The 21,865-nt window shown below is 68.2% G+C and carries 19 protein-coding genes; 5 read left to right on the top strand and 14 right to left on the bottom strand.

Annotated features, from left to right (window positions below):
* The first annotated feature begins 44 nt into the window (after positions 1 to 44).
* The gene (locus tag KZC51_RS12985; protein WP_247630364.1) at positions 45 to 773 is read left to right on the top strand and encodes an alpha/beta fold hydrolase; all 729 of its coding nucleotides are present in this window, start codon (positions 45 to 47) and stop codon (positions 771 to 773) included.
* Here KZC51_RS12985 and KZC51_RS12990 read toward each other — a convergent pair.
* Both KZC51_RS12990 and KZC51_RS12995 read right to left on the bottom strand, forming a co-directional pair.
* Complete coding sequence (locus KZC51_RS12990; RefSeq protein ID WP_247630365.1) at positions 768 to 1,988, bottom strand: MFS transporter; 1,221 nt, start codon at positions 1,986 to 1,988, stop codon at positions 768 to 770. The two genes, KZC51_RS12985 and KZC51_RS12990, sit on opposite strands and share 6 nt — an antisense overlap.
* Complete coding sequence (locus KZC51_RS12995; protein WP_247630366.1) at positions 1,985 to 3,373, bottom strand: GH1 family beta-glucosidase; 1,389 nt, start codon at positions 3,371 to 3,373, stop codon at positions 1,985 to 1,987. Before KZC51_RS12995 ends, KZC51_RS12990 begins: the two co-directional genes overlap by 4 nt.
* Before the next feature lie 256 nt (positions 3,374 to 3,629).
* Between KZC51_RS12995 and rpsT the strand changes: the two genes are divergently transcribed.
* Entirely contained in the window at positions 3,630 to 3,890 is a 261-nt protein-coding gene (rpsT, locus tag KZC51_RS13000) for a 30S ribosomal protein S20 (protein WP_247630367.1), read from the top strand.
* An 88-nt stretch (positions 3,891 to 3,978) separates the two neighbouring features.
* Here rpsT and holA read toward each other — a convergent pair whose 3' ends face one another.
* From holA to KZC51_RS13035, 7 genes are all read right to left on the bottom strand, one after another.
* The gene (gene holA, locus KZC51_RS13005; protein WP_247630368.1) at positions 3,979 to 5,019 is read right to left on the bottom strand and encodes a DNA polymerase III subunit delta; all 1,041 of its coding nucleotides are present in this window, start codon (positions 5,017 to 5,019) and stop codon (positions 3,979 to 3,981) included.
* 9 nt (positions 5,020 to 5,028) lie between these two features.
* Entirely contained in the window at positions 5,029 to 7,353 is a 2,325-nt protein-coding gene (locus tag KZC51_RS13010) for a ComEC/Rec2 family competence protein (protein WP_247630369.1), read from the bottom strand.
* A 246-nt stretch (positions 7,354 to 7,599) separates the two neighbouring features.
* Positions 7,600 to 8,496, bottom strand: a complete 897-nt coding sequence (locus KZC51_RS13015) for a polysaccharide deacetylase family protein (RefSeq protein WP_247630370.1) — start codon at positions 8,494 to 8,496, stop codon at positions 7,600 to 7,602.
* A gap of 8 nt (positions 8,497 to 8,504) precedes the next feature.
* Complete coding sequence (locus KZC51_RS13020; protein WP_247630371.1) at positions 8,505 to 9,185, bottom strand: fumarylacetoacetate hydrolase family protein; 681 nt, start codon at positions 9,183 to 9,185, stop codon at positions 8,505 to 8,507.
* Complete coding sequence (locus KZC51_RS13025) at positions 9,182 to 10,450, bottom strand: MFS transporter (protein ID WP_247630372.1); 1,269 nt, start codon at positions 10,448 to 10,450, stop codon at positions 9,182 to 9,184. The genes KZC51_RS13020 and KZC51_RS13025 overlap by 4 nt, the downstream gene beginning before the upstream one ends.
* Positions 10,451 to 10,499: 49 nt before the next feature.
* The gene (locus KZC51_RS13030) at positions 10,500 to 11,831 is read right to left on the bottom strand and encodes an amidohydrolase family protein (protein WP_247630373.1); all 1,332 of its coding nucleotides are present in this window, start codon (positions 11,829 to 11,831) and stop codon (positions 10,500 to 10,502) included.
* Positions 11,821 to 12,600, bottom strand: a complete 780-nt coding sequence (locus KZC51_RS13035; RefSeq protein WP_247630374.1) for a sulfite exporter TauE/SafE family protein — start codon at positions 12,598 to 12,600, stop codon at positions 11,821 to 11,823. The genes KZC51_RS13030 and KZC51_RS13035 overlap by 11 nt, the downstream gene beginning before the upstream one ends.
* Before the next feature lie 80 nt (positions 12,601 to 12,680).
* On the opposite strand from KZC51_RS13035, the gene KZC51_RS13040 reads away from it, so the two are divergent.
* The gene (locus KZC51_RS13040; protein WP_247630375.1) at positions 12,681 to 13,337 is read left to right on the top strand and encodes a GntR family transcriptional regulator; all 657 of its coding nucleotides are present in this window, start codon (positions 12,681 to 12,683) and stop codon (positions 13,335 to 13,337) included.
* A gap of 46 nt (positions 13,338 to 13,383) precedes the next feature.
* Here KZC51_RS13040 and KZC51_RS13045 read toward each other — a convergent pair whose 3' ends face one another.
* From KZC51_RS13045 to KZC51_RS13055, 3 genes are read right to left on the bottom strand one after another with little or no spacing between them, the layout of a single operon-like run.
* Positions 13,384 to 14,646 (bottom strand): hypothetical protein, encoded by a 1,263-nt coding sequence (locus KZC51_RS13045; protein WP_247630376.1) that lies wholly within the window; start codon positions 14,644 to 14,646, stop codon positions 13,384 to 13,386.
* Between the two features lie 36 nt (positions 14,647 to 14,682).
* Positions 14,683 to 15,318 (bottom strand): DUF1684 domain-containing protein, encoded by a 636-nt coding sequence (locus KZC51_RS13050; protein WP_247630377.1) that lies wholly within the window; start codon positions 15,316 to 15,318, stop codon positions 14,683 to 14,685.
* A gap of 56 nt (positions 15,319 to 15,374) precedes the next feature.
* Positions 15,375 to 15,989: a ComEA family DNA-binding protein gene (locus tag KZC51_RS13055; RefSeq protein ID WP_247630378.1), complete on the bottom strand. Its 615-nt coding sequence runs from the start codon at positions 15,987 to 15,989 to the stop codon at positions 15,375 to 15,377.
* Positions 15,990 to 16,175: 186 nt separating this feature from the next.
* On the opposite strand from KZC51_RS13055, the gene KZC51_RS13060 reads away from it, so the two are divergent.
* Complete coding sequence (locus tag KZC51_RS13060) at positions 16,176 to 17,177, top strand: hypothetical protein (protein WP_247630379.1); 1,002 nt, start codon at positions 16,176 to 16,178, stop codon at positions 17,175 to 17,177.
* Between the two features lie 51 nt (positions 17,178 to 17,228).
* Here KZC51_RS13060 and leuS read toward each other — a convergent pair whose 3' ends face one another.
* Together leuS and KZC51_RS13070 are read right to left on the bottom strand one after the other, a co-directional pair.
* Positions 17,229 to 19,805: a leucine--tRNA ligase gene (leuS, locus tag KZC51_RS13065; RefSeq protein WP_281731752.1), complete on the bottom strand. Its 2,577-nt coding sequence runs from the start codon at positions 19,803 to 19,805 to the stop codon at positions 17,229 to 17,231.
* Between the two features lie 33 nt (positions 19,806 to 19,838).
* Entirely contained in the window at positions 19,839 to 21,149 is a 1,311-nt protein-coding gene (locus KZC51_RS13070) for an anthranilate synthase component I family protein (RefSeq protein ID WP_247630381.1), read from the bottom strand.
* Positions 21,150 to 21,190: 41 nt separating this feature from the next.
* On the opposite strand from KZC51_RS13070, the gene KZC51_RS13075 reads away from it, so the two are divergent.
* Positions 21,191 to 21,862, top strand: coding sequence for a DedA family protein (locus KZC51_RS13075; protein ID WP_247630382.1), 672 nt, complete (start codon positions 21,191 to 21,193; stop codon positions 21,860 to 21,862).
* Positions 21,863 to 21,865 lie beyond the last annotated feature (3 nt).

Genomic DNA, 21,865 nt, shown 5'->3' on the forward strand with positions numbered 1-21,865 from the left:
CGGGCGCCCGCGCCGAGCGCGACAGGACGTTCTAGGCTGATCACGTGAGCGTCCAGATCGTCCTCGTGCACGGCATCCGCACGTCCGCCACCATGTGGCGCTCCCAGGTCGCGTATCTGGATGAGAACGGCTATGCCTGCACGGCGGTGGATCTCCCCGGGCACGGCACGCGGATGGACGAGGACTTCACGCTCCACGAGGCGCTCCACACGATCGATGCCGCGGTGCGTGCTGCTGCCGAGCGAGGTCCCGTGCTCCTGGTCGGGCACTCCATGGGCGGACTGCTCTGTCTCGCGTACGTCGGCGGCGGCACAGAACCGCCCGTCACCGCGCTGATCGCCGCGTCCTGCACCGCGTTCCCCCGCGGAACCAGCCTGTCTGCCTACCGGATCGTCGCGCGCGCGGTGGATCGGCTCCCGGATCGCGGGCTCTGGCTCACCGAACGCATCCTCGACGCGACGATCCCGCTCGAGACGCGCGCCGACTTCGCGGCCGGTGGCTACGCGCTCGATACGCAGGACCGCGCCCTGCAGAGCCTTGCCGATCTCGACATCGCGGCCGCGCTCGAACGCATCCGCATCCCGCTCTGGTTCGTTAACGGGCAGTACGACCAGCTGCGCGTCAACGAGAACCTCTTCCGACGGCTCGCACCGCATGCCGAGCTGATCATCGTGCCGCGCACGACGCACCTGGTGACAGCCATGCGCCCTCGGGTGTTCAACGCCGTGCTGCAGCTCGCGATCGCGACGGTGGAGACGCAGTCGATCTCATGACCGGGCTGGCTGCCGCGCGAGAGCGGTGAGCACTCCCCCGACGATCGAGAGCACCGCCGCGGCGACGAAGACCAGCCAGAACCCGCCGACGAGCGCGACCAGCCCCGCGCCCAGCACCGGCCCGATCAGCTGACCGAGCGCCGCCGTGACGTTCACGATGCCGAGGTCCCGCGCGTGGTCCTGCTCGTCCGGCAGGAGATCCGCAGCGAAGGCGAGTCCGACGGTCGAGAACGCGCCGTAGCCGAGCCCCATCAGCGCCGCCGCGACCATCGTCATCTCGAACGTGGGCACCAGGGCGATCGCCACGCCCGAGGCGGCCTGCACCACTGTCGCCGCGACCGTCAGTCGCCGCCGGTTGCCGGTGCGATCGGAGATGATCCCGGTGAGCACCGAGGCCAGCACCACGAACACCGTGTAGACCACGATCAGCAGCAGGAGGTTGTCCTGCGCCGCCGCGTTCGGTTGCCCGAGGCCGTGCAACAGGAAGAACAGGAACAGCGCGGTCCCCAGCGCGTTGCCGATGTTGGTCACCAGACGGCCGGAGAGCATCCATGCGAAATCGCGGTCGCGCAAGGATCCCAGTCGGCGCCTGCCCTCGCGGGGTGGCCGCATCTGCGCGGTCGCGGGCGGATCTGGCAACAGCAGCGCCGCCGCCGTTCCCGCCACCGCGATGATTCCCGCGAGCAGCAGATAACCCGCCTGGATCCCGAGCCCCAGGAGCACGACCAGCCCGACACCGAGCACGATGCCGACCGCCTGGCTGGAACCCACGGCCGCGGATGCCGCCCCGCGCTGCGTCGAAGGCAGCTGGTCGGCGATGAGAGCGGTGAACGCCGCCGACGACACGGCGACGCCGATCGAGACGCCGACCCATGCGGCCCCCACCGCCCACGGGCCTTCGGCGTACCCGGTGAGGACGAGGCACACGGCCGTGAGCCAGACGCCTGCGAGCGCCCACGGTCGCCGGCGTGGTCGTCCCACGCCGGCCCGATCCGACAGTGCACCGGCCGCCGGTCCAGCCACGATGCCGGCCAGCCCACCGATGCCGAGCACCAGACCTGAGGAGACCACTCCGCGGATCCAGTCGTCCTCCGGAGTGTCGAGCTGCAGCGGCAGCAGCAGCTGCACGGGCGTGAGCTGCACGGTCCAGATCGCCAGCCACGCGAGCGTGAACACCGTCATCCAGCGGCCGCCGACCTTCGTCGTCGTGGTCATCGCGTCTCCTCCGTCTGCATGGTGCGGGGCTGCGCGTGCTCTCTGCGTGCGCTCGCGATGAGGTCGCGGTACCAGTCGTACGAGGCTTTGGGAGTGCGCTCCCCGGTCGCGAAATCCACATGCACCAGACCGAAGCGCTGAGTGTAGCCGTCGGCCCACTCCCAGTTGTCCAGGAGCGACCACACGGTGTACTCCTCCACAGGGACGCCGCCGGCGACGGCCTCGGCCACTGCGGCGATGTGGCGGGAGAGGTAGTCGATCCGGTCGTGATCGTCGACCCGCCCGGCACGGTCCCGCTCCGGGAACGACGCCCCGTTCTCCCCGATGATCACGGCGGGCATCCGCGGGTGGCGGGCATGCAGATCGATCAGGAGGTCGCGGAGCGCCTCGGGCACGATCGGCCATTCCGGACCGAACCCGGTGACCGGCGCGCCCGGCGTGGGGACGATGTCGAACGGGATCGGGCTCGCCGGATCGGCGGCCGTGACCGTCGTCGGGTTGTAGAAGTTGATGCCGTAGAAGTCGATCGAAGACCCGATCGCCTCGAGGTCGCCGTCGAAGACGGGCATGTCGGGGAGGCCGAACACCGCGAGGTCCGGGTACGACCCGGCGAGCAGGGGCTCTCGGAAGACGCCGTTGTGGATCGTGTCATACGCCAGGGCGGCTGCCCGGTCCTCCGGCGTATCGTGCAGCGGCTGCACCCAGGTGTGATTGTTCACGAGCCCGACCGCGGTGGCGCCGTGTGCGCACAGGACAGTTGCGGCGCGGGCATGCGCGAGAAGCTGATGGTGCACGGTCGGCAGGGCATCGAACAGCAGCTGCCGCCCTGGAGCGAGCACCCCTGTGGCGTATCCCTGCAGCGTGGTCATAGCCGGCTCATTGAGCGTGTACCAGTGCGTCACCCGGTCGCTCAACCGCTCGGCCACGATCGACGCGTAGTCGGCGAACCGCTCGGCGCTGTCACGATTCAGCCAGCCACCGTCCTCCTCGACCGCGCTCGGCATCTCCCAGTGATACAGGGTCGGGAACGGCGTGATGCCTGCGTCCAGGAGCGCGTCGACGAAGCGGGAGTAGTGGTCGAGCGCGGCGCTGTTGCCGGATCCTCGGCCATCCGGTTGCACGCGCGCCCATGGGATCGAGAACCGATAGCGGTCGAGCTTCAGTCCGGAGGCGAGCGCCACATCGGCGTCCGGGTGCCGATAGCTGTCGCACGCAGGGTCTGCTGTCGAGCCGTCCTTCACCGCTCCGGGCGTGGCGATGAAGTCATCCCAGATCGATAGCCCTCCGCCATCCGCACGGGGTGAGCCCTCGATCTGCTTGGCGGAGGTAGCGGCAGACCAGCGGAAACCGGCAGGCAGGACCAGGCGGACGGGATCGGGGCTCATTGCGCTCCTTGACGTCGATGTCGGGATAAGGATGATTCTGCACCCGGTGCCACGCCTCCCGCGACTGAGTTTCGAGATTGCTCTGCCATTCGCCTCCACCGGACACCGCGCCACGACCTCGTTTCGCGTGATCCTGCCCACTGCTGGTAGAGTTGGTTCTTGGCTTGCGTGTGGGTTCTTCCCTCACGACCGTCGTGCAGCAGCCCTCTTCTGATGCCGACACTCCGAATCACTCCTGTACAGAAAGTGTCCACACGTGGCAAACATCAAGTCGCAGATCAAGCGCAACAAGACCAACGCCAAGGCGAACGAGCGCAACAAGGCCGTGAAGAGCGAGCTCAAGACGCTCATCCGTTCGACCCGCACCGCCGTCACCGCCGGCGACAAGGCCGCAGCTGAGGCGTCGTTCAAGAAGGCGTCCGTCAAGCTCGACAAGGCCGTCAGCAAGGGTGTCCTGCACAAGAACCAGGCGTCGAACCGCAAGTCGGCTCTCGCCAAGCAGGTCTCCGCTCTCTGAGCTGAAGCATCTGAGAAAGGCCCGTCCCGTTTTCGGGGCGGGCCTTCTTCGCATCCTCGCCGCATGTCCGGGAGGCGACGTCGTACGACTAGTCCTCGCCGAACGGCTGCCGCGTCGCGATGACGGTGACCATGCGCTCGAGCGCGAAGATCGGATCGCGCGCAGCGCCCTTCACCTCACCATCGGCCCGAGCGGTCGCCTGGATCGCCAGGCCCAGGGAACGCTCGTTCCAGCCCGCGAGGTCGCGGCGGGCACGATCGACCTGCCAGTCCTTCATGCCCAGACGCTGGGCGAGCTGCCTGCTCGGCTCACGGTTTCCTGCAACCCGGGCCATGGTTCGCAGTTTCATCGCGAACGCGGCGACCATGGGCACCGGGTCAGCGCCGGACGCCAGTGCGTGCCGCAGCGCGATCAGCGCCTCGCCGTAGCGGCCGGAGATCGCGGTGTCGGCGACGACGAACGCCGACACCTCCACACGTCCGCCGTAGTACTTGGTGACGATGTCTTCCGTGATGTCGCCATCGACATCGCCGATGAGCTGCTGGCAGGCGGCGGCCAGTTCGGTGAGGTCGTCGGCGAACGCCGATACGAGTGCCCGCAGCGCGGGAGGCGCGATGCGCTTCTTCGCCGTGCGGAACTCCCCCGCCGCGAAGTCGACCCTGTCACCGTCGCGCTTGATCGCCGGGCACGCGATCTCGATCCCGCCGCCTGTGCCGGCGCGGAGAGCGTCGAGCAGCTTCTTGCCGCGAACGCTCGCGCCGGTGTGGCGCAGAACCACGGTCGCCCCCTCCTGCGGGTGCTCGAGGTACGAGACGGCCTCTTGGATGAAGGCGTCGGAGCAGCGTTCGACGCCTGAGACGCGCACCAGTCGCGGTTCGCCGAACAGCGACGGCGAGGTCAGCGCGAGCAGCGTGCCGGGGGCGTAGTCGTCGGCGCGGACGTCGGTCACCTCGAGCGCGGGGTCTTCGGCTCGCAGGTAGTCGCGGACGCCGGCGATCGCACGTTCGGCGCAGATCTCTTCGGGACCCGAGACGAGCACCAGAGGCGCCGGCCGAGGCTCCCGCCAGGAGACCTGAGGGATCTTCGTCGGCTTCGCCCCGCCACGGGATGAGGTACGCGGAGCAGCCATGCCCCCAGCCTACCCGGGGCCGCCGACGCTCGACTCGGTCCACACCTGCAGTTCGCCGGCCTGCATCCCGATCAGAATGCGCCCCTGCTGGTCGGTGCGCAGAAGGTGAGAGCCGGTCGCCTCCAGCAGGGCGAGGGCATCCTCGCGAGGATGCCCGTAGTCGTTGCCCGTGCCCACGCTGAAGATCGCGAGCGTCGCATGCACGGCCTCGTAGAGACCGGGCTCCTGATCCGCGCTCCCGTGGTGCGCGACCTTGACCACCGCGTACCCACCGGTGAGTTGCGCCGTGCGCATCAGCATCCGCTGGGGCGCCGCCGACAGGTCTCCCAGGAACAGCGACCGCGGTACCTCTCCCCCGGCGAACTCCACCACGACGCTGGCGTCGTTCCCCGCGGGAAACGCGACAGAGTCTCGTTGCGGCCAGAGGACCCGCCACGACGTGGCACCGAGCACACCGTGAAGACCGGCCGACGCATCGTGCAGGACGGCTCCCCCGGCTTCGAGCCGGTCCAGTGACCGCTGGTCCGCCTGATCCGACGTCGGCCCGTGGAGCACCTCGCCGACGCGCCCTTCGACCGCCTCGACCCCACCCGCGTGATCCAGATCGAAGTGCGTGAGCACGAGGAGATCGATCCGCTCGACACCCAATGACCGCAGACACGAACGGAGCGCGTCGGGTTCCGGCCCGGTGTCGATCAGCGCGATGTCGCCAGCGGACCGCACGACGAGTGCGTCGCCCTGACCGACGTCGCACGCGGCGATCGCCCACCCTTCCGGGGTGCGGAGGGGGGCCAGGGGCCCATCGAGAGCGGCCAGGCCCGCGCCCCCGCCGGAGACGACGATCAGCACGATCGCAGAGCACCTTCGGCTCCATCGCCACCACGACTGCGCGCGTCCGGACAGTGCGGACGGCCTCCGCAGCAGTACGACGCCGATGGCGGCGCTCACGGCCGCGACGAAGAGCGCGCTGGGGATGCCTGCGGGGAGCAGGACCTGCGCCAGCGGCACCTGCGCAGCCGTCGTCGCCGTGGTCGCGATCCACGCCGTGGGCAGCCACGCCGACGCCGCCAGCAGATCGGCCAGCAGCGGCACGGGCGCGGCCAGACACGCGAGCATGCCGACGACAGTCGCCACGGGGGCGGCGGGCGCCGCGAGCAGGTTCGCCACGACACCGATCAGCGACTGCTGCTCCGCGAACAGCGCGATGATCGGACCACAGACGAGCTGTGCAGAGAGCGGCACCGCGATCGCCAGGGCGAGCGGAGCGGGCAACATGCGCGCAAGGCCCCGTGCGAGTGGGGGCGCGAAGAGGATGAGGGCCGCGGATGCCGCAGCGGACAGCGCGAATCCCGGTGTCGCCGCCAGCCACGGATCGACGAGGAGGATGCCGGTGACGCCGAGCGCGAGCATCCCCGCCCCGGCTCGGGGCCGACCTATCAGCACGGTGAGCATCGCGATGCCCGCCATCACGGCGGCGCGGATGACGCTCGGCTCCGGGGTGACCAGGATCACGAAGCCGCTCAGTGCCGCAGCCGAGAGCAGCACGCGCAGACCTCGTCGACATCCGCACAGCGCCGACAGCCAGAAGACGGCGCCCACGACGATCGCGCAGTTCGCCCCGCTGACGGCGGTGAGGTGGCTGAGGCCGGTCGTGCGCATGTCGTCGTTCAGCTCGGTGGACACCGCGCGGGTGTCGCCCACGGCGAGCCCTGGAAGCAGCCCGGCACCGGGTTCCGGGAGCCGTGCAGCCCGCTCGATGAACGACTGCCGCAGATCAGCCGCGACGCCGAATACCCCTTGTGCCGCCTGGACGATCTCCGCCTCACCGGCGTAGATCACGAGGACCGACCGCTCTCCCGCATCCGTCGCCGCCGCCTCGCCGACCACGCGGATCTCCGCCCCCAGGTCGAACCCGTCGCCCGGCTCCACCCCGATCCGGACCGGCACCGACACCGAACGCGGCTCGCCTCGCACGCCGATGCTCGCCGTCTGTGCCTCGAACCACAGCCGTCCATCCTGACCGACCGATGCCGACGACGTGATGCCCGCGATCACCTCCACCACACGCCCGCCGGATTCGACGGCCTCCGTCCGTGCCGGCAGCGCCGAGCCGACGGAGATCAGCGCGGCCGTCATCACTGCGAGGGTCACGATCGCGAGGCCCGCACCGGTGGTCGCGTGGGCGCGACGCCACGCGACGACGAGGATGCTCACCGCACCGAGCGCGCATCCGCCCGCGATCCACCACGTCATCGGTGCCGAGAAGACCCCGAGCAACGTGACGGCCCACGCTCCGACGGCGACCGGCAGCAGACGCACATCCGACCGCGTCACGCTCCCGCCGGTTTCACTCGCATCCGGCCACGCTAAGACGCAGCAGGGACCTCGCGCGCAAGCGATTGCGCGACCACCGGAGAACCTCTCGTCGACGTCAGCCGTGCAGACGGAGTCGGGTGTCGTCCCGTTCAAACAGGTTCCGGCGACCGATTTCGACAGCGAGAACCTCGGCCAGACGCAGGCGGCTCGCAGCGGCGGCGGCTCGATGTGGGTCTCATCGAGCCGCCGCCGGATCCGCAGCGATCAGTCGCCGCTGCCGACCATGGCCGGCAGCGGAGCCGTCGCCCGGTGCCAGTCGAGGATCTGCTCCCCGGTCATGAAGACCGACCGCTCGTCGTTGCGGATATGGGTGAGCGCCTGATCGAAGTAGGTCAGGCGATGCGGCGCGGCCATGATGTACGGGTGCACCACGAGGGCCATGACGCGGGCGGATTCCTCCGCATCCTCGGCGAGCTGATTGTACTGATCGGTGGCGCGCTGGAGGTACTCGCGCGCCGGATGGTGCTGGATGAGCATCATCGCCACGTCGTTGCACTCCTGGGTGTACGGGATGCTGGTGAGCGGCGTCGTCTCGGTGCGCAGTTCAACGGGTTCATCGTCGAGCACCCAGTCGCAGACGTACTCGTAGCCGTTCTCCACCAGGATCTCCGGCGTCTCCCAGGTCTCGGTCAGCCCGGGACCGAGCCAGCCACGCGGATCCTTCCCTGTCACAGCCCGGATCGCTTCCGTGGTCCGGCGGATGTCCTCGCGCTCGTTCGGGACCTTCTGCATGTTCTTCTGCCCATAGCCGTGGCCCATGAACTCCCATCCGCGCTCCAGAGCGGCGTTCGAGATCGCCGGGTAGGTCGCGACAGCGCTCCCATTCACGGCGAGGACGACGGGGATTCCATGGGCGTCGAGCACCTTCAGCAGCCGCCAGAACCCGACCCGGTTGCCGTACTCGTGCCAGCACCAGTTCGGCACATCGGGCGTGGGCACGCCGCCGGCGGGTGGCGTGAGCACGGTGCGAGGCATGGGCTCGTCGTCTTTCCATTCCTCGATGTTGACGATCACCCAGACAGCCACCTTCTTGCCGTCCGGCAGCGTGCGGTGCGGCCGCTCGGAGATCGGGCTGTAGTCGAGACGTTCACTCGGTCTCATGATTCCTCCTAGTCGGTGATGGAGATGGACAGGGTCGGGAGTCCGGTGATGTGCACCGTGACGCGGTCGCCTGATTCGATCGCGGACACGCCTGCCGGAGTACCGGTGTAGATGAGATCCCCCGGCTCGAGGGAGTAGAGAGCGCTCAGCTGAGCCACGATCTCCGGCACGCGCCAGATCATGAGGTCGAAGCTGGTGCGCTGACGGGGTTCGCCGTTGACGGCCAGCACGAGGGCGCCGGTGTCGATTCCCGCGACCTGCGCGCGCGGGACGATCGTGCCGCACGGCGCAGACCGATCGAACGACTTGCCCGGTTCCCACGGGCGGGCCTGCGTCACCGAGGCCCTCTGCAGGTCCCGACGCGTCAGATCGATGCCGGCCGCGAAACCGAACACGGCATCCATCGGATCGCCGGACGGATCGGGGCGCTCCCCTATCGCGATCACGAGCTCGCCTTCGTACTGCAGATCCGCGGTCGCGGCGGGATAGGGGATCTCCGCACCGTCGAGTTCGATCGCATCCGAGGGCTTCTGGAAGAAGAAGGGGTCATCACGTTCGTCCCCCTCGCGCATCTCTCGGATGTGGTCGACGTAGTTGCGTCCGACGCAGTAGATCCGGCGGACGGGGAACCCCTCGTCCGAATCAGCGATCGGTACGAGCTTCTGGTCGGTGGGCCACAGGGATTTCAATGTTCACTCCTCTGAACGGTGGTGGATGCGAGCCGACTGAAGTCGACGTCGCGGAGGACGAGCGCCAGGACGGCCGAGACGACGGACAAGCCGGCGATCTGGATGAGACCGGCGACGTTCCAGCCGGCAGCACTCACGATCAAGCCGAACAGGAGTCCGGCGAACCCGGCCGGGATGTAGATGCAGCTCGTGAAGAGGCCAGACGCGCGAGACGAGTGGTCTTCGCTCATGCTCTTCACCAGCGCGGTCGCCAGACCGACGTAGATGCCGGAGCTCGCCACCAGCCCGAAGAAGAACGACCATGTGGCGTGCCACGCGAGGTCCGTCGGTCCGGCGAACAGCGCGACACCGCAGACGGCCTGGGCGATGCTCAAGACGAAGATCACTCGCTTCGGATTGAACCTGTCGATCAGGAGCCCGCCCAGGGGCGAAGCGAAGGCAGCGAGCCCCGACAGTCCGATGGCGAAGGCGGCTTCGGCACTGCTGAAGCCGAGATGCTCGATGGTGAAACTCGCGTACATTCCGATGTACCCGAAATCGATCAGACCGAACAGAATGGTGATCACGCCCAGGATGAGCGGGTTGCGGCTGAGGAAGGTGGTCGAACCACCGATGTGATGCGCGATCTCGGTCGAGGACCGCTGCTCCGTGAATCGTGATCGCACTCCCACCCACACGAGCAGCGCGGCGATGATCCCGATGACGCCGAACGCGATCATCGGAGCGCGCCAGGTGTCGAACTGCTCGTGCAGCAGGACGCCGAGGTTGGGTCCGATGAGCGACCCGGTCGCGAAGGCGACGTTGACCGACCCGATCGCCACTCCGCGTCGGCGAGGGAAGGCATGCGACGCGATCGTGAGGATGGCGACCAGCTGCAGCGCCTCGCCGACGCCGGAGAGCACCCGCCAGGCGACCATGTCCCAGAATCCAAAGCTCATGACCGTCAGCACGGTCGCCGCGGAGAAGAGGATCGTGCCGAGGATGAGCACGTTCTTGCGGCTCCAGCGACGCAGTGCGATCCCAGCGGGAATGCCGGTCAGGCCCATTCCCAGCGCGAACAACGTCGACTGAAGTCCCGCCTCGGGCAACCCGAAGCCGTATTCGAGGCGGACCTCCGGCAGGAGCACCGGGAAGACCATACGATCCATCGCATTGACGGAATAGGCGACCAGTATCAGCAGGAACATCAGCACCGAGGCGCGCGGACCGGTCGTCGCCGGCGCTCTCTCCGAGGTACGGGATCTGTCCGCGCGGCTTTCGGTCACGGGGATGTGATTGTGGCTCATCATCGTCGACTGCCTTTCATTTCCAGGGTCAGTTGTCCGTCCACGTACCGGCGTCACGGGCGCGCCGGACGAGGGCGTCTCGTCGTTCGTTCGCAGAGGAGATCGCGTGCCGCGCGGAGTCCTGCACGAGGGCGCCGGAGCGCATCAGGACTCGTCCATCGCAGATCGCCGTGCGGATCGCGGAGGAGGTGCCGTTGTAGATCAGGCTCTCGACGAGGTCTCCACTCGGGAGCAGGGAGGAGTGGGAAGCGTCGAGCAGGAGCAGGTCGGCCCTCTTGCCCGGGAGCAGGGATCCGGTGAGGTCCTCGATCCCGAGGTCACGAGCGGCGCGGATGGTCGCCATCTCCAGCGCGATCCGCGGTGTCAACGTCGCACGCCCGCTTCGCGCGTGCTCGGCGGACAGAAGCGCGCGGAGGGTGCTGAGAACGTCGGCATTCGCCGGCATCGCCAGGGTGTCGACCGACAGGGAGGTGAGTGCTCCGGCCTCGAGGAACTCGGTCACCTGGGGGAAACCCATCGTGCGCATCTCCGAAAGCGGGCTGACGGAGATCTTCGTCCCGGTACGCGCGACGGCTTCCACGTCGGCTGGCGACGCGTGGATCGCATGCACCACCTGCACATCGGGTCCCAAGAGCCCCTCGCGGTCGAGTCGAGTAAGCCCGCAGGAGGTGCAGCCGTTCTCCCGAAGACAGCGGTCGCAGTGCATCGTGATCGGCATGCCGCGCTCGCGGGCGCCCCGCCATTCCCGCTGCGACAGGTCGGTGGATGTCCGATACGGACCGCGCAGCGCGACGCCGAAGTGGATGCGGTGATCCAGACGCGCGGCAGACCATCTGGCGCGTGCGGCGTCGAGTCCCTCGAAGTCCATCATCTCCGTGGCAGCGGACGAATCGCGGGGACCGTAGGAGAAGCGGCCCCGGAGGCCGGAGTCGATCTGCGCCTGCAGGTTGGCGTCGACATCCCCGGCGTCGCGGACGTTGTGGTCCCAGTTATGCACGGTGGTTATGCCGTTCTGCACCGCTTCGGCCAATGCGAAACGTGCCGACCAGTAGAAGTCGTCGAGGTCGAAGTGCGGTGCGATGCCCCGCTTGACCGAGAAGTAGTCACGTCCCGGCGCATCGCCCACGGTGCCTCGGAGCAGCGAATTCCACAGGTGCCAATGCGTGTCGATGAAGCCCGGCATCGCGATGTGGCCGGTCGCGTCGATCACCTCCACGCCCGCGGGAGCGGTGAGCCCCTGCCCGATGGCCGCGAGGACACCGTCGCGGATGAGGACGTCGCCCCTTCCTTCCGGAACATCCGCCTCCAGAGAGAGGATGTGGGCGTTGCGCAGGAGCAGGTCTGAACGTTCAGGAAGCATTTTTCACCAGGAGGACGAGGAACACGATGAGTCCGAAGGTCACGACAGACCAACGGAGGAGGGGGACAGGAAGACGACGACCGAATGCCGCGCCCAGCCATCCGCCGAGCAGGCCGGCGATGGCGATGACGGCGGCAGCCGGCCACGCCACGGTGGCGAAGGTCGCGAAGTACACCAGGGAGACCGCACTGGCCACGACGGAGAGGACGCTCTTGAGCGCATTGACTCGATGCAGGGTCTCGTGCAGGGCGATGCCGAGCACACCGAGCATCATGATGCCGAGACCTGCGTTGAAGTAGCCGCCGTACACGGCGACACCGAGCTGGCCCAGGCCTGCCCAGCGCAGCGCTTCGCGAGGGCGAGCGGACGCCGAGGCCGAGAGCGCCGACCTCCGGACCAGTGAAGTGAGCATCGGTTGCGCGGCGAGCAGGAGCGTGGAGCCCAGGACGAGCCACGGGACGACAGCGGTGAACGTGCGCTCGCTTCCGAGGAGGAGGAGCGCGGAGCCGAACACTGCGCCGGCCACCGTGACGATGCCGAGAACGACGATGCGCCGACGTTGGCCGATGAGCTCACGCCGATACCCCCACGCTCCGCCCAGATAACCGGGCAGCGCGGCGACCGTGTTCGTGATGTTCGCGATCACGGGCGGGTACCCCAGCGCCAGCAGAGTCGGAAACGTGACGAGAGACCCACCGCCGGCGATCGCGTTGATCGCGCCGGATGCCGTACCCGCGAGTGCCAGCAGCACCACCGTTTCGAACTCCATCGACTACCTCCGAACACGATGGTATGCATTGCATGCAAAAAGTGCAAGCACGAATTACGCATGCGATGTATGCTCGACGGATGAACAGATCTGAGACCGCGGTGGGATCGACTCGATCGGTTTATGACGTCATCTGGTCTCGATTCCTCGATGGCTCGTACACGTCCGGCGAACGTCTACGAGAGGCCGCTCTCGCAGAGGAACTCGGCGTCAGCCGCACTCCCGTGCGGGAAGCACTCGGACGGATGCTCGCCGAGGGGCTGGTCTCGCCCGTCGCTCGTGGAGTGGTCGTCGCGGGGCTGGACCACGACGCCATGCGGCGACTGTTCGACTTCCGGCGCGACCTCGAAGGGTTCTCCGCTGCGCTCACCGCCGACCGCGTACGCGCGGGCCTGATCGCTCCGGTGTGGTTCAAGGATCTCGAGCAGGCGGCGGACGACTTCGCCGATGCGGTGAGCCGCGGAGACTCGGCGGCGGCCACGACGTCGAACATGCTCTTCCACGGCCTCATCGTCGAAGCGAGCGGGAATGAGTTCCTCGCCGATGCGCACCGTCGCGCCATCGCCCGCCTCGCGGTGTCGACGGCGCTCAACCTCGAGCGCGCGGAATGGGCTCTCGAAGCGGCGCGGCAGCACGATCTGATCGCCAAGGCGTTGACCAATGGCGACGCGCAGACTGCCCGTGAACTCGCTGAGGCGCACATCCACGGGGCGAGCCGCGTCTTCGACGGCCTCTGAGGCAGTCGCTGTTCTCACCGCGCCGTGGAACTCCCGACCACCTCACTCACGGGGCGGCGGCGCAGACGCCTGTGCCGTCGGGGCGATTCACACACAGGCGACTTCCCTCGTCGGCCAGCCCGGAGAGCGCGGACAGGCGACTTTCGAGCTCAGCCTCGGTGGCATCCCCCGCCAACACGAGCGTCGTGCCGCGTGGCGTGCTCACCAGTGAGGTGACGTCGCCGTCTGCGAGCAGGTCACCCGCGGACGCGACGATGTCTCCGAGTCTCGACGGTGCCGCCGACACGCTGAGCGACGGCTCATCGGGGTCGCCCACGGTCACCGTCAGCGTTGTGAAGGCCACCGATTCGGGACGTGCCGACAAGGCCGCCGCCGTGGTTGTCGCCTGCGCCACGGAATCGACGAAGAACTCGGTCCGGTCGTCATCTGTCCACACGTTCCGCACGCCCGAGACGTCCGCAGGCGCCACCGCACCGAGCAAGGTACGAGCCGAATCGCCGGATGCATCCGCGCCGAGCAGAACGAGCGGGCTCGCGAAGACGACCACCAGAGCTACCGCCGTCGCGGCACTGAGCGCCTGCGCTGCGGCGAGATCCGCTTCTGTCGCGAGCGTGAGCTTCAGCCGTCCGGGCTCGGCGCGCAGACCGGTGACAGGCACCTCGTTCGACACCGCGTGCCAGACCTGTTCGACGCCGTCGACCCAGACGCCCGCGTTCCCGTCGATCCGTACCCGATCCTCCGCAGCGATCGTCAGATGCAGGTTCGCTCCGCCGGTGACGTCGTCGAGCAGCACGGGAACGGTGCGGGCGAGGTCGAAGGCTGCGACGGGGCTGCCGGCGTCCGAGAGGCGGATACTCACGGCCGTGACGACCTTCGCCTCGGTGCGCGCGCTGAGGACGACGGAGTCGACTCGATCGTCATCCACAAGATCGAGCCCGCGTGCCATCGCACCGGTGCTGATCTCGGCATCCGCGAAGACGGGAACGGTCAGATCGGCGGCCTCGACGGTGATCCGCACATCGTCAGCGTCATGTTCGCGCGCGAACTCGCTCAGACGGCCGACCAATGCCACTAGCTCGTCAGCGGAGGCACCGTCACGCGCCCGCACCTCGGCGCTCAGCCCGTCCGTGAACGGCATGTTGTCGGCGGTCGAGAGCTCGAACCCGCCGACCGCGTCGTCTTCTGCGAACGCCGCGCGAAAATCCGCGTGCAGAGCGGATCCGCTGCAGGCGGTGAGAAGCACCGCCGTGACCGCCACGACAGCACCGATCGCACCGAATCGCCGCGCCCACTGACTCGTCGCCCCCATGGCTCTCAGCGTATCGAGACGAGCGCGGCCGAACGTTCAGCCCGCCGTACCCGCGTACATCTCCCCCACCGGTACGGCGACCGACAGCACGTTTCCCGGCTGCGCGAGCGGGCACGCCCATGCGGGGTCGTACGCGCAGGAGGGGTTGTACGCGAAGTTGAAGTCGAGCACGATCGTGCCCGCCGCGGCATCCGATCCGAGGTCGGCACCCTTGATCGTGTCGATCAGATAGCGTCCACCGCCGTAGGTCCCGCCCGGCCGGCCGGCGAGCGCATCGCGCACGGGGATGAACAGCCCGCCACCGTAGGACTTCAGTCGCCAGACGTCGAGCGCGCCGACATCCGGAACCTCGACGATGCCGATCCGCTCGAACGGAACGATGCCGTCGGTCCCGGTCGCGAAGTCGAACCCACCGGGTTCGGCCTCCAGGATGGGCAGCTCGAAGCGCCACTGCGGATCGTACGAGGCAATGGGCAGTCCCTCGAAGAGAGCTCGATCCGCTGCCGACAGGGCTGTCGCGGGATGGTGGAGCATGAGCTCGTCCCTCTCGATCCGCCACAGTTCGTGCGCCTCTTCCGGGGAGTCCGACTGCCGCACGGCGGCATACAGGGCGAAGACACGGCGGCGCCAGTCGACGACCTCGGCGGCGGTACGGGCATTCGTGAGCGTCATGCTCTCCAGGCTACGGGCCTGAGGGCCGAATCGACCTCGACGTTCCCGCCCCGCGATCAGACCCGGGCTCCTTCGCGGATCGCCTCCAGCAGCTTCTCCCCGATGCCCGGCACGGCCAGGAGGTCGTCGACCGACTGGAATCTGCCGTTCTCCTCGCGCCATGCGATGATCCGTTCAGCCAGCGCCGGACCGATGCGCGGCAGGGTCTCGAGCGCCGACTGGTCCGCGGTGTTCAGGTCGATCCGGTCGTCGGCAGAGCCCGTGGAGGGCGCACCGGGCTCGGCTCGGGCTCCCACGACGGGCACCACGATCTGCTCTCCATCGGTCAGGACGCGCGCCAGGTTGACCGCAGTCAGGTCGGCGTCATCCGTGGTCCCTCCGGCGGCTGCGACCGCGTCCACCAGACGGGCATCGAGGTCGAGCACGTACAGCCCCGGGCGCTCCACCGCTCCCAGCACGTGCACGTAGAGGTCCCCGCCGGGTGCCGGAGATGCAGCGGACGCTGTGAGAGGGACGGATTCGCTCGGGGCGGCCTGCCCCCGCATGATGCCCAGGCCGACTGCTGTCGAGAGCACGACGAGCCCCAGCACCACTGCCGCTCCGATACTCAGTCGCAGCCGATGCGGGCGCACGCGCGACACCTCACCAGGAGACGCTTCTGAGGAGACCATCCCGCCAGGCTACGAGCACCCGGGCACACTCCGTCCCCTCCGCACCCGGGGCGGTGCATAACCGCACTCGCGCGACGGGCGTGCAGACGGAGTCGCCGGCATTCGACTCTGCGGCGGTCGATCGTTACGGCTCTGTTGCCCATCTCCTCGTTTCCCCCGTTACCGTCGAAAGAGGAGGTGGCACGAATGCGACGGATGACAGCGATCGCGCTGCTCGGCCTCGCGATGCTGCTCAGCGGTTGCGGGCTGGTTCCCGGCATCGGTCCCGACCCCCGTAGCGAGGCGACGCCCGTCGCCGAGGTCGCCTGCCCCGAGACGTATGAAGACGGCTACGCCGAAGGCGGTCGGGTCCCGGAGGGCTTCACCGCGGTCGCCGTGCTGAGGTGCGACCCCTACGCTTCCCAGGACGATGCAGAGGGAACATGGTCCGGTGTGATCCTGGAGCGACTGGAGGGTGACCTGGGACCCGTGCTCGCGGCCCTGGCACAGCCCAGCGATCCGCACTCGCTCGGCCCCTGCCCGGCGATCGCCTACGTGGTGCCCGAACTCTGGCTCGAAGGCGACGACGGAACAGTGATCCGTGTCGCGATCCCGACCGACGGCTGCGGCGCCCCCAAACCCGTCGGTCTGGAAGCGGCGCTCGCGGCGTTGGACGCGGCGGAGAAGACGTTCACCGCGACGTCTCTCGTCGATTCGCGCGCCGCGAGCTCGGCCGGGTGCGACACGCAGCCACAGTTCCTGGTCATCGCTGGTCTGGACGACATCGATCTGCAGGATACCGAGCAGCTGCGACCGGGGAGCACGCCGCTCCCGGACGATGCGGTCATCCCGATGGCGATGCCCTCCTGGCCGGATGCAGACGCCATCACCGGCGCACGGCTCTGCGACTACGCCGCAGTGTCGTCGACACCGCGCACGTCGGGCGCGGACACGACCACGTTCGTCGCCGTGCGGGAGCTGGACGCCGACACCGCACGGGAACTCACCGCCCTCGCACGTACGGCACCGTCGGAGGCACGCTCGTGCACGGCCACAGCGACCGCCGTGGCCGTCATCCACCTGGAGCACACGGGCGGAGAAGTCGCCGCGACGGTCGAACTCGACGGATGCACGCGCCTGATCGACCCTGGCATGCGGGCACGTACCGCCCCCGCCGAGCTGTTGGCGCTGCTGGCCCCGGAGACCTGAACGCCGGCCCCGCCATCGATCTGGCGGGGCCGGCGCGCGAGCAGGGTCGGCTCAGCCCTTGACGGCGATGCTGACGATCTTCGGTGCGCGCACGATGACCTTGACGATCTCGCGATCGCCGATCGACCGGATCACGCGCTCATCTGCCATCGCCAGCGCCTCGAGTTCGGCCTCGCCGATGCGCGCAGGCACCTCGAGCTGCGCCCGCACCTTGCCGCCCACCTGCACGACGGCTGTGATCGTGTCTTCGACGAGCAGAGCCGGGTCTGCAGAGCGCCAGGTGACGAGACCGACGGACGGCTCGTGGCCGAGGATCTCCCACATCTCCTCCGCGGTGTGCGGAGCGATCAGGTCGAGCATCACCGCGACGGTCTCGGCCGCCTCGCGCACGGCAGGGTCTGCCGCGCCTGCTCCCCCGTCGATGGTCTTGCGGGTGATGTTGACGAGCTCCATGAGGCGTGCGACCAGCACGTTGAACTTGGTCTGCTCCACGAGTGCCGGCGCTTCAGCGAGCATCTTGTGCGTCGCACGACGCAGCGCGGCGTTGCCGCCGTCGAACACCACGTCGACGGGGCTGGAGACCTCCCCGGCGATGCGCAGAGCGCGCGCCAGGAACTTCTGCGCACCGGTCGTCGAGACGTCGGCCCAGTCCTTGTCGTCTTCGACAGGACCCGCGAAGGCCAGGCCCACGCGCAGCGCGTCAGCACCGTGAGCGTCGAGCTCGTCCTGGAACAGCACCAGGTTGCCCTTGCTCTTCGACATCTTCGTGCCGTTCAGGATCACCATGCCCTGGTTGATCAGGTTCGAGAACGGCTCCGTGAAGTCGATCAGGCCCATGTCGAACAGCACCTTGGTGATGAAGCGCGCGTAGAGCAGATGCAGGATCGCGTGCTCGACACCACCGATGTACGAGTCGACGGGGGCCCACCGGTCCGCCTGAGCGGGGTCGAACGCGACGGTGTCGCTGTTCGGCGACAGGAAGCGCAGGAAGTACCACGAGCTGTCGACGAAGGTGTCCATGGTGTCGGGGTCGCGCAGCACCGGGTCGCCCGTCTCAGGATCGGTCGTGCGCACCCAGCTCTCCGCCCCGCCGAGGGGTGAGGTGCCCTTCGGCGACAGGTCGAGTCCGTCGACGCTGGGCAGCTTCACCGGCAGCTGGTCCTCGGGGACCGGGATGATGCGGCCGTCATCGGCATGCAGCATCGGGATAGGAGTGCCCCAGAAGCGCTGGCGCGAGATCAGCCAATCGCGCAAGCGGTAGTTCTTCGCCGCCCGTCCGGTTCCTCGGGATTCCAGCTGCTCGATCGCCCGCGCGATGGCGTTGCGCTTGGAGAGGCCGTTGAGCGCGCCCGAGTTGATCATCCGGCCCTCGCCGGTCAGGGCGATGCCGGTGGAGGCCGGGTTCTGCTCGTCGAGTGCGGCACCGGTATCGATCGGCACGCCCTCGTCGTCGACCTCGATCACGGGCATCGCGCCGGTGATCGGCGCGGTCGTGTCGACCACGACCTTGACCGGCAGGTCGAAGGCGCGGGCGAAGTCCAGGTCGCGCTGGTCGTGTGCGGGAACCGCCATCACCGCGCCGTGACCGTAATCGGCGAGCACGTAGTCGGCGGCCCACACCGGCAGCTTCTCCCCGTTCACGGGGTTGATCGCATAACGCTCGAGGAACACACCGGTCTTGGGACGATCGGTGGCCTGACGATCGATGTCGGTGGTCTTCTGCACCTGCGCCAGGTAGTCCTGGAAGCGCTGGCGCACGTCGGCCGGCGCATCCGCGGCGAGCTCCGACGCGAGGTCGGAGTCCGGCGCCACGACGAAGAACGTCGCGCCGTGGAGCGTGTCGGGGCGCGTCGAGAAGACGGTGACCGGCTCGGTGCGTCCTTCGATCTCGAAGTCGACATCCGCACCGATGGAGCGACCGATCCAGTTGCGCTGCATCTGCAGCACCTTGTGCGGCCAGAAGCCCTCGAGCTGGTTCAGGTCATCCAGGAGACGATCCGCGTAGTCGGTGATGCGGAAGTACCACTGCGTGAGCTTCTTCTTCACGACCTCGGTACCGCAGCGCTCGCAGCGCCCGTCGATGACCTGCTCGTTCGCCAGGACCGTCTGGTCGTGAGGGCACCAGTTGACCGGGCTCTTCTTGCGGTACGCCAAGCCGCGCTCGTAGAGCTTCAGGAACAGCCACTGGTTCCAGCGGTAGTACTCGGGGTCCGAGGTGTGGAGCACCCGGGTCCAGTCGAAGGAGACGCCGTAGGACTGGAACCCCTCCTTCTGCTGCGCGATGTTCGAGTACGTCCACTCACGCGGATCCGCGCCGCGACGGATCGCCGCATTCTCGGCGGGCAGCCCGAACGAGTCCCACCCGATCGGATTGAGCACGTTGTGCCCGCGGTGACGCCAGAAGCGCGCCACGATGTCGGAGTAGAGGTAGTTCTCGGCGTGCCCCATGTGCAGATCGCCGGAGGGATAGGGGAACATCGCGAGCACGTAGCGCCGAGGGCGGGTGTCCTCGTCACCGCCCGTGAGGAATGTGCCGTTGTCTGCCCAGTACTTCTGCCATTTGGCCTGGATGGCATGCGCCGACGACGACTCGTCCTCGGCAGGAGCTGTGGACAGGTTCTCAGACAACGAACACACGACCAATCTGATGGAAAAACGGGATCAGTTCAGGATATCGGAACCCCAGCGCACCGGCAGGACGGCGCCGAGCGCGGCCAGCGGCGCTCGTGCCTTGGTCGCCACCTCGGCGACCTCTGCGGAGGGATCGGAGCCCCAGGTGATTCCTCCGCCCGCGCCGACGACGGCAGCGTCGGCATCGATCACGATGCTGCGGATCACCATGGCCAGATCGAGGCTGCCGTCGATCCCCACGTACCCGAAGCATCCGGCGTAGATCCCGCGCGGCCCGCCCTCGAGGTCATGCAGTCGCGTCATCGCCGAGAGCTTGGGCGCTCCCGTCATGCTCCCAGCGGGGAAGGCCGCCTCCAGCAGCGAACCCACCGTCATCCCCGCCGCGACGCTGCCGCTGACCGTGCTGACCAGCTGATGCACCGCCGGGTAGCTCTCGACAACCCAGAGGCCGTCGACGCGAATCGTCCCGGGCACGCAGACACGGGAGAGGTCGTTGCGCATCAGGTCGACGATCATGACGTTCTCCGCGCGTTCCTTGGAGTTCACCGCGAGCTCTGCGGCGAGCGCAGCATCCTCCACGGGATCGACGGAACGAGGACGGGTCCCTTTGATCGGCCGGGTGCGGATGACTCCTCCCTCGGCGTGCAGGAACTGCTCGGGGCTGGCACTGAGCAGGACTCGCTGCCCGATGCGCACGAATCCGCCGTGGTGCGCGGGGGTCGCCGCTCTCAGGCGCAGGTACACCAGGAGGGGGTCGTGCTCACCTGGCACGGAGAATCGCGTCGTGAGACACAGCTGATAGGCGATACCCGCGCGGATGAGCTCGCGGCATCGCTGGATGAGTCCTGCGTACTCCTCCGGGTCATGCCGAGCCTCGGCGATGAGGGGTGCCCCCGTGTGCACCGGTGGGAATCCGGGGGCGGGGATCGGCATCGTCGCCACCACTGACGTCCAGGCTTCGAGGTCATCGGCGTCTGCCAGCACCCACGACTGACGCGCCGCATGGTCGAAGGCCACGACGTGCGTGGCACGGAGCCACGAACCTGCCTCGTCCGTGCGGAAGACAGGTGCTCCCACGGCCCGGGCTCCGCTCTCATAGTCGAGCCACCCGACCCACCCTCCCGCGAACGGAGGCAGTCGCGCATCGGGCGGCGCGACGTCCAGTCGCACGTTCGAGGGGAGTTCTGCGGCGGTGCCGCGGCCGATGAAGCTCCACCCGGTACGGGCATCCGCTCCCGCGTCCAGCCAGAACACGTCGGCATGCGCGGCTTCCAGAGATCGGAACACGGCCACCGGGTCGACCCAGGCGGGGAGCAGACGGGCGCTCAGGCGTTCAGGCACGCTTACAGACTAGGACTGCTGCGCTCCCGTATCCTCATGGGGTGGATGACCTGCTGCTGTGGATGTTCGACGTCGTGCAGTCCATCGATCCGGTCACCCGCACCCTGATCGCCGGTGTCGCGGTGCTCCTGGAGACGAGCGTGCTCATCGGTCTCATCGTCCCCGGTGACACGATCGTCATCATCGCCTCGATGGGCGTCGCGACTCCTGTCGAGGGTCTGTTCATGGTGCTCGCCGTGGTGATCGGCGCCTTGATCGGCGAGAGCATCGGCTTCGTGCTCGGGCGTTGGCTCGGTCCGCGTATCCGCGTGTCCTGGCTCGGACGCCGCATCGGCGAGCACAACTGGGTCAGAGCCGAGCGCTATCTGGAGCGCAGGGGCGGGGTCGCGATCTTCCTCTCCCGCTTCCTTCCCGTGCTGCACTCCCTGGTTCCTCTCACGGTCGGGATGAGCGGCTACTCCTATCGGCGGTTCCTCGCCTGGACGGCACCCGCCTGTCTGCTGTGGGCGACCGCCTATGTCTCGGTGACGTCTCTCGCCGCCGGCGGATTCCGTGAGCTGGTGGATCGGGTGCACTTCGCCGGGTACATCTTCGTCGGCGTCATCGCCCTGTTCCTGCTGCTGATCTTCCTCGGCAAGAAGCTCCTGACGCGGCTCGAGTCGCGTCATCTGGACGCACCCGACGCGGAACACGAGAGCGACGTGAAAGACTGAAGC

This window comes from Microbacterium croceum, from assembly GCF_023091245.1.
Lineage (GTDB): Bacteria > Actinomycetota > Actinomycetes > Actinomycetales > Microbacteriaceae > Microbacterium > Microbacterium croceum.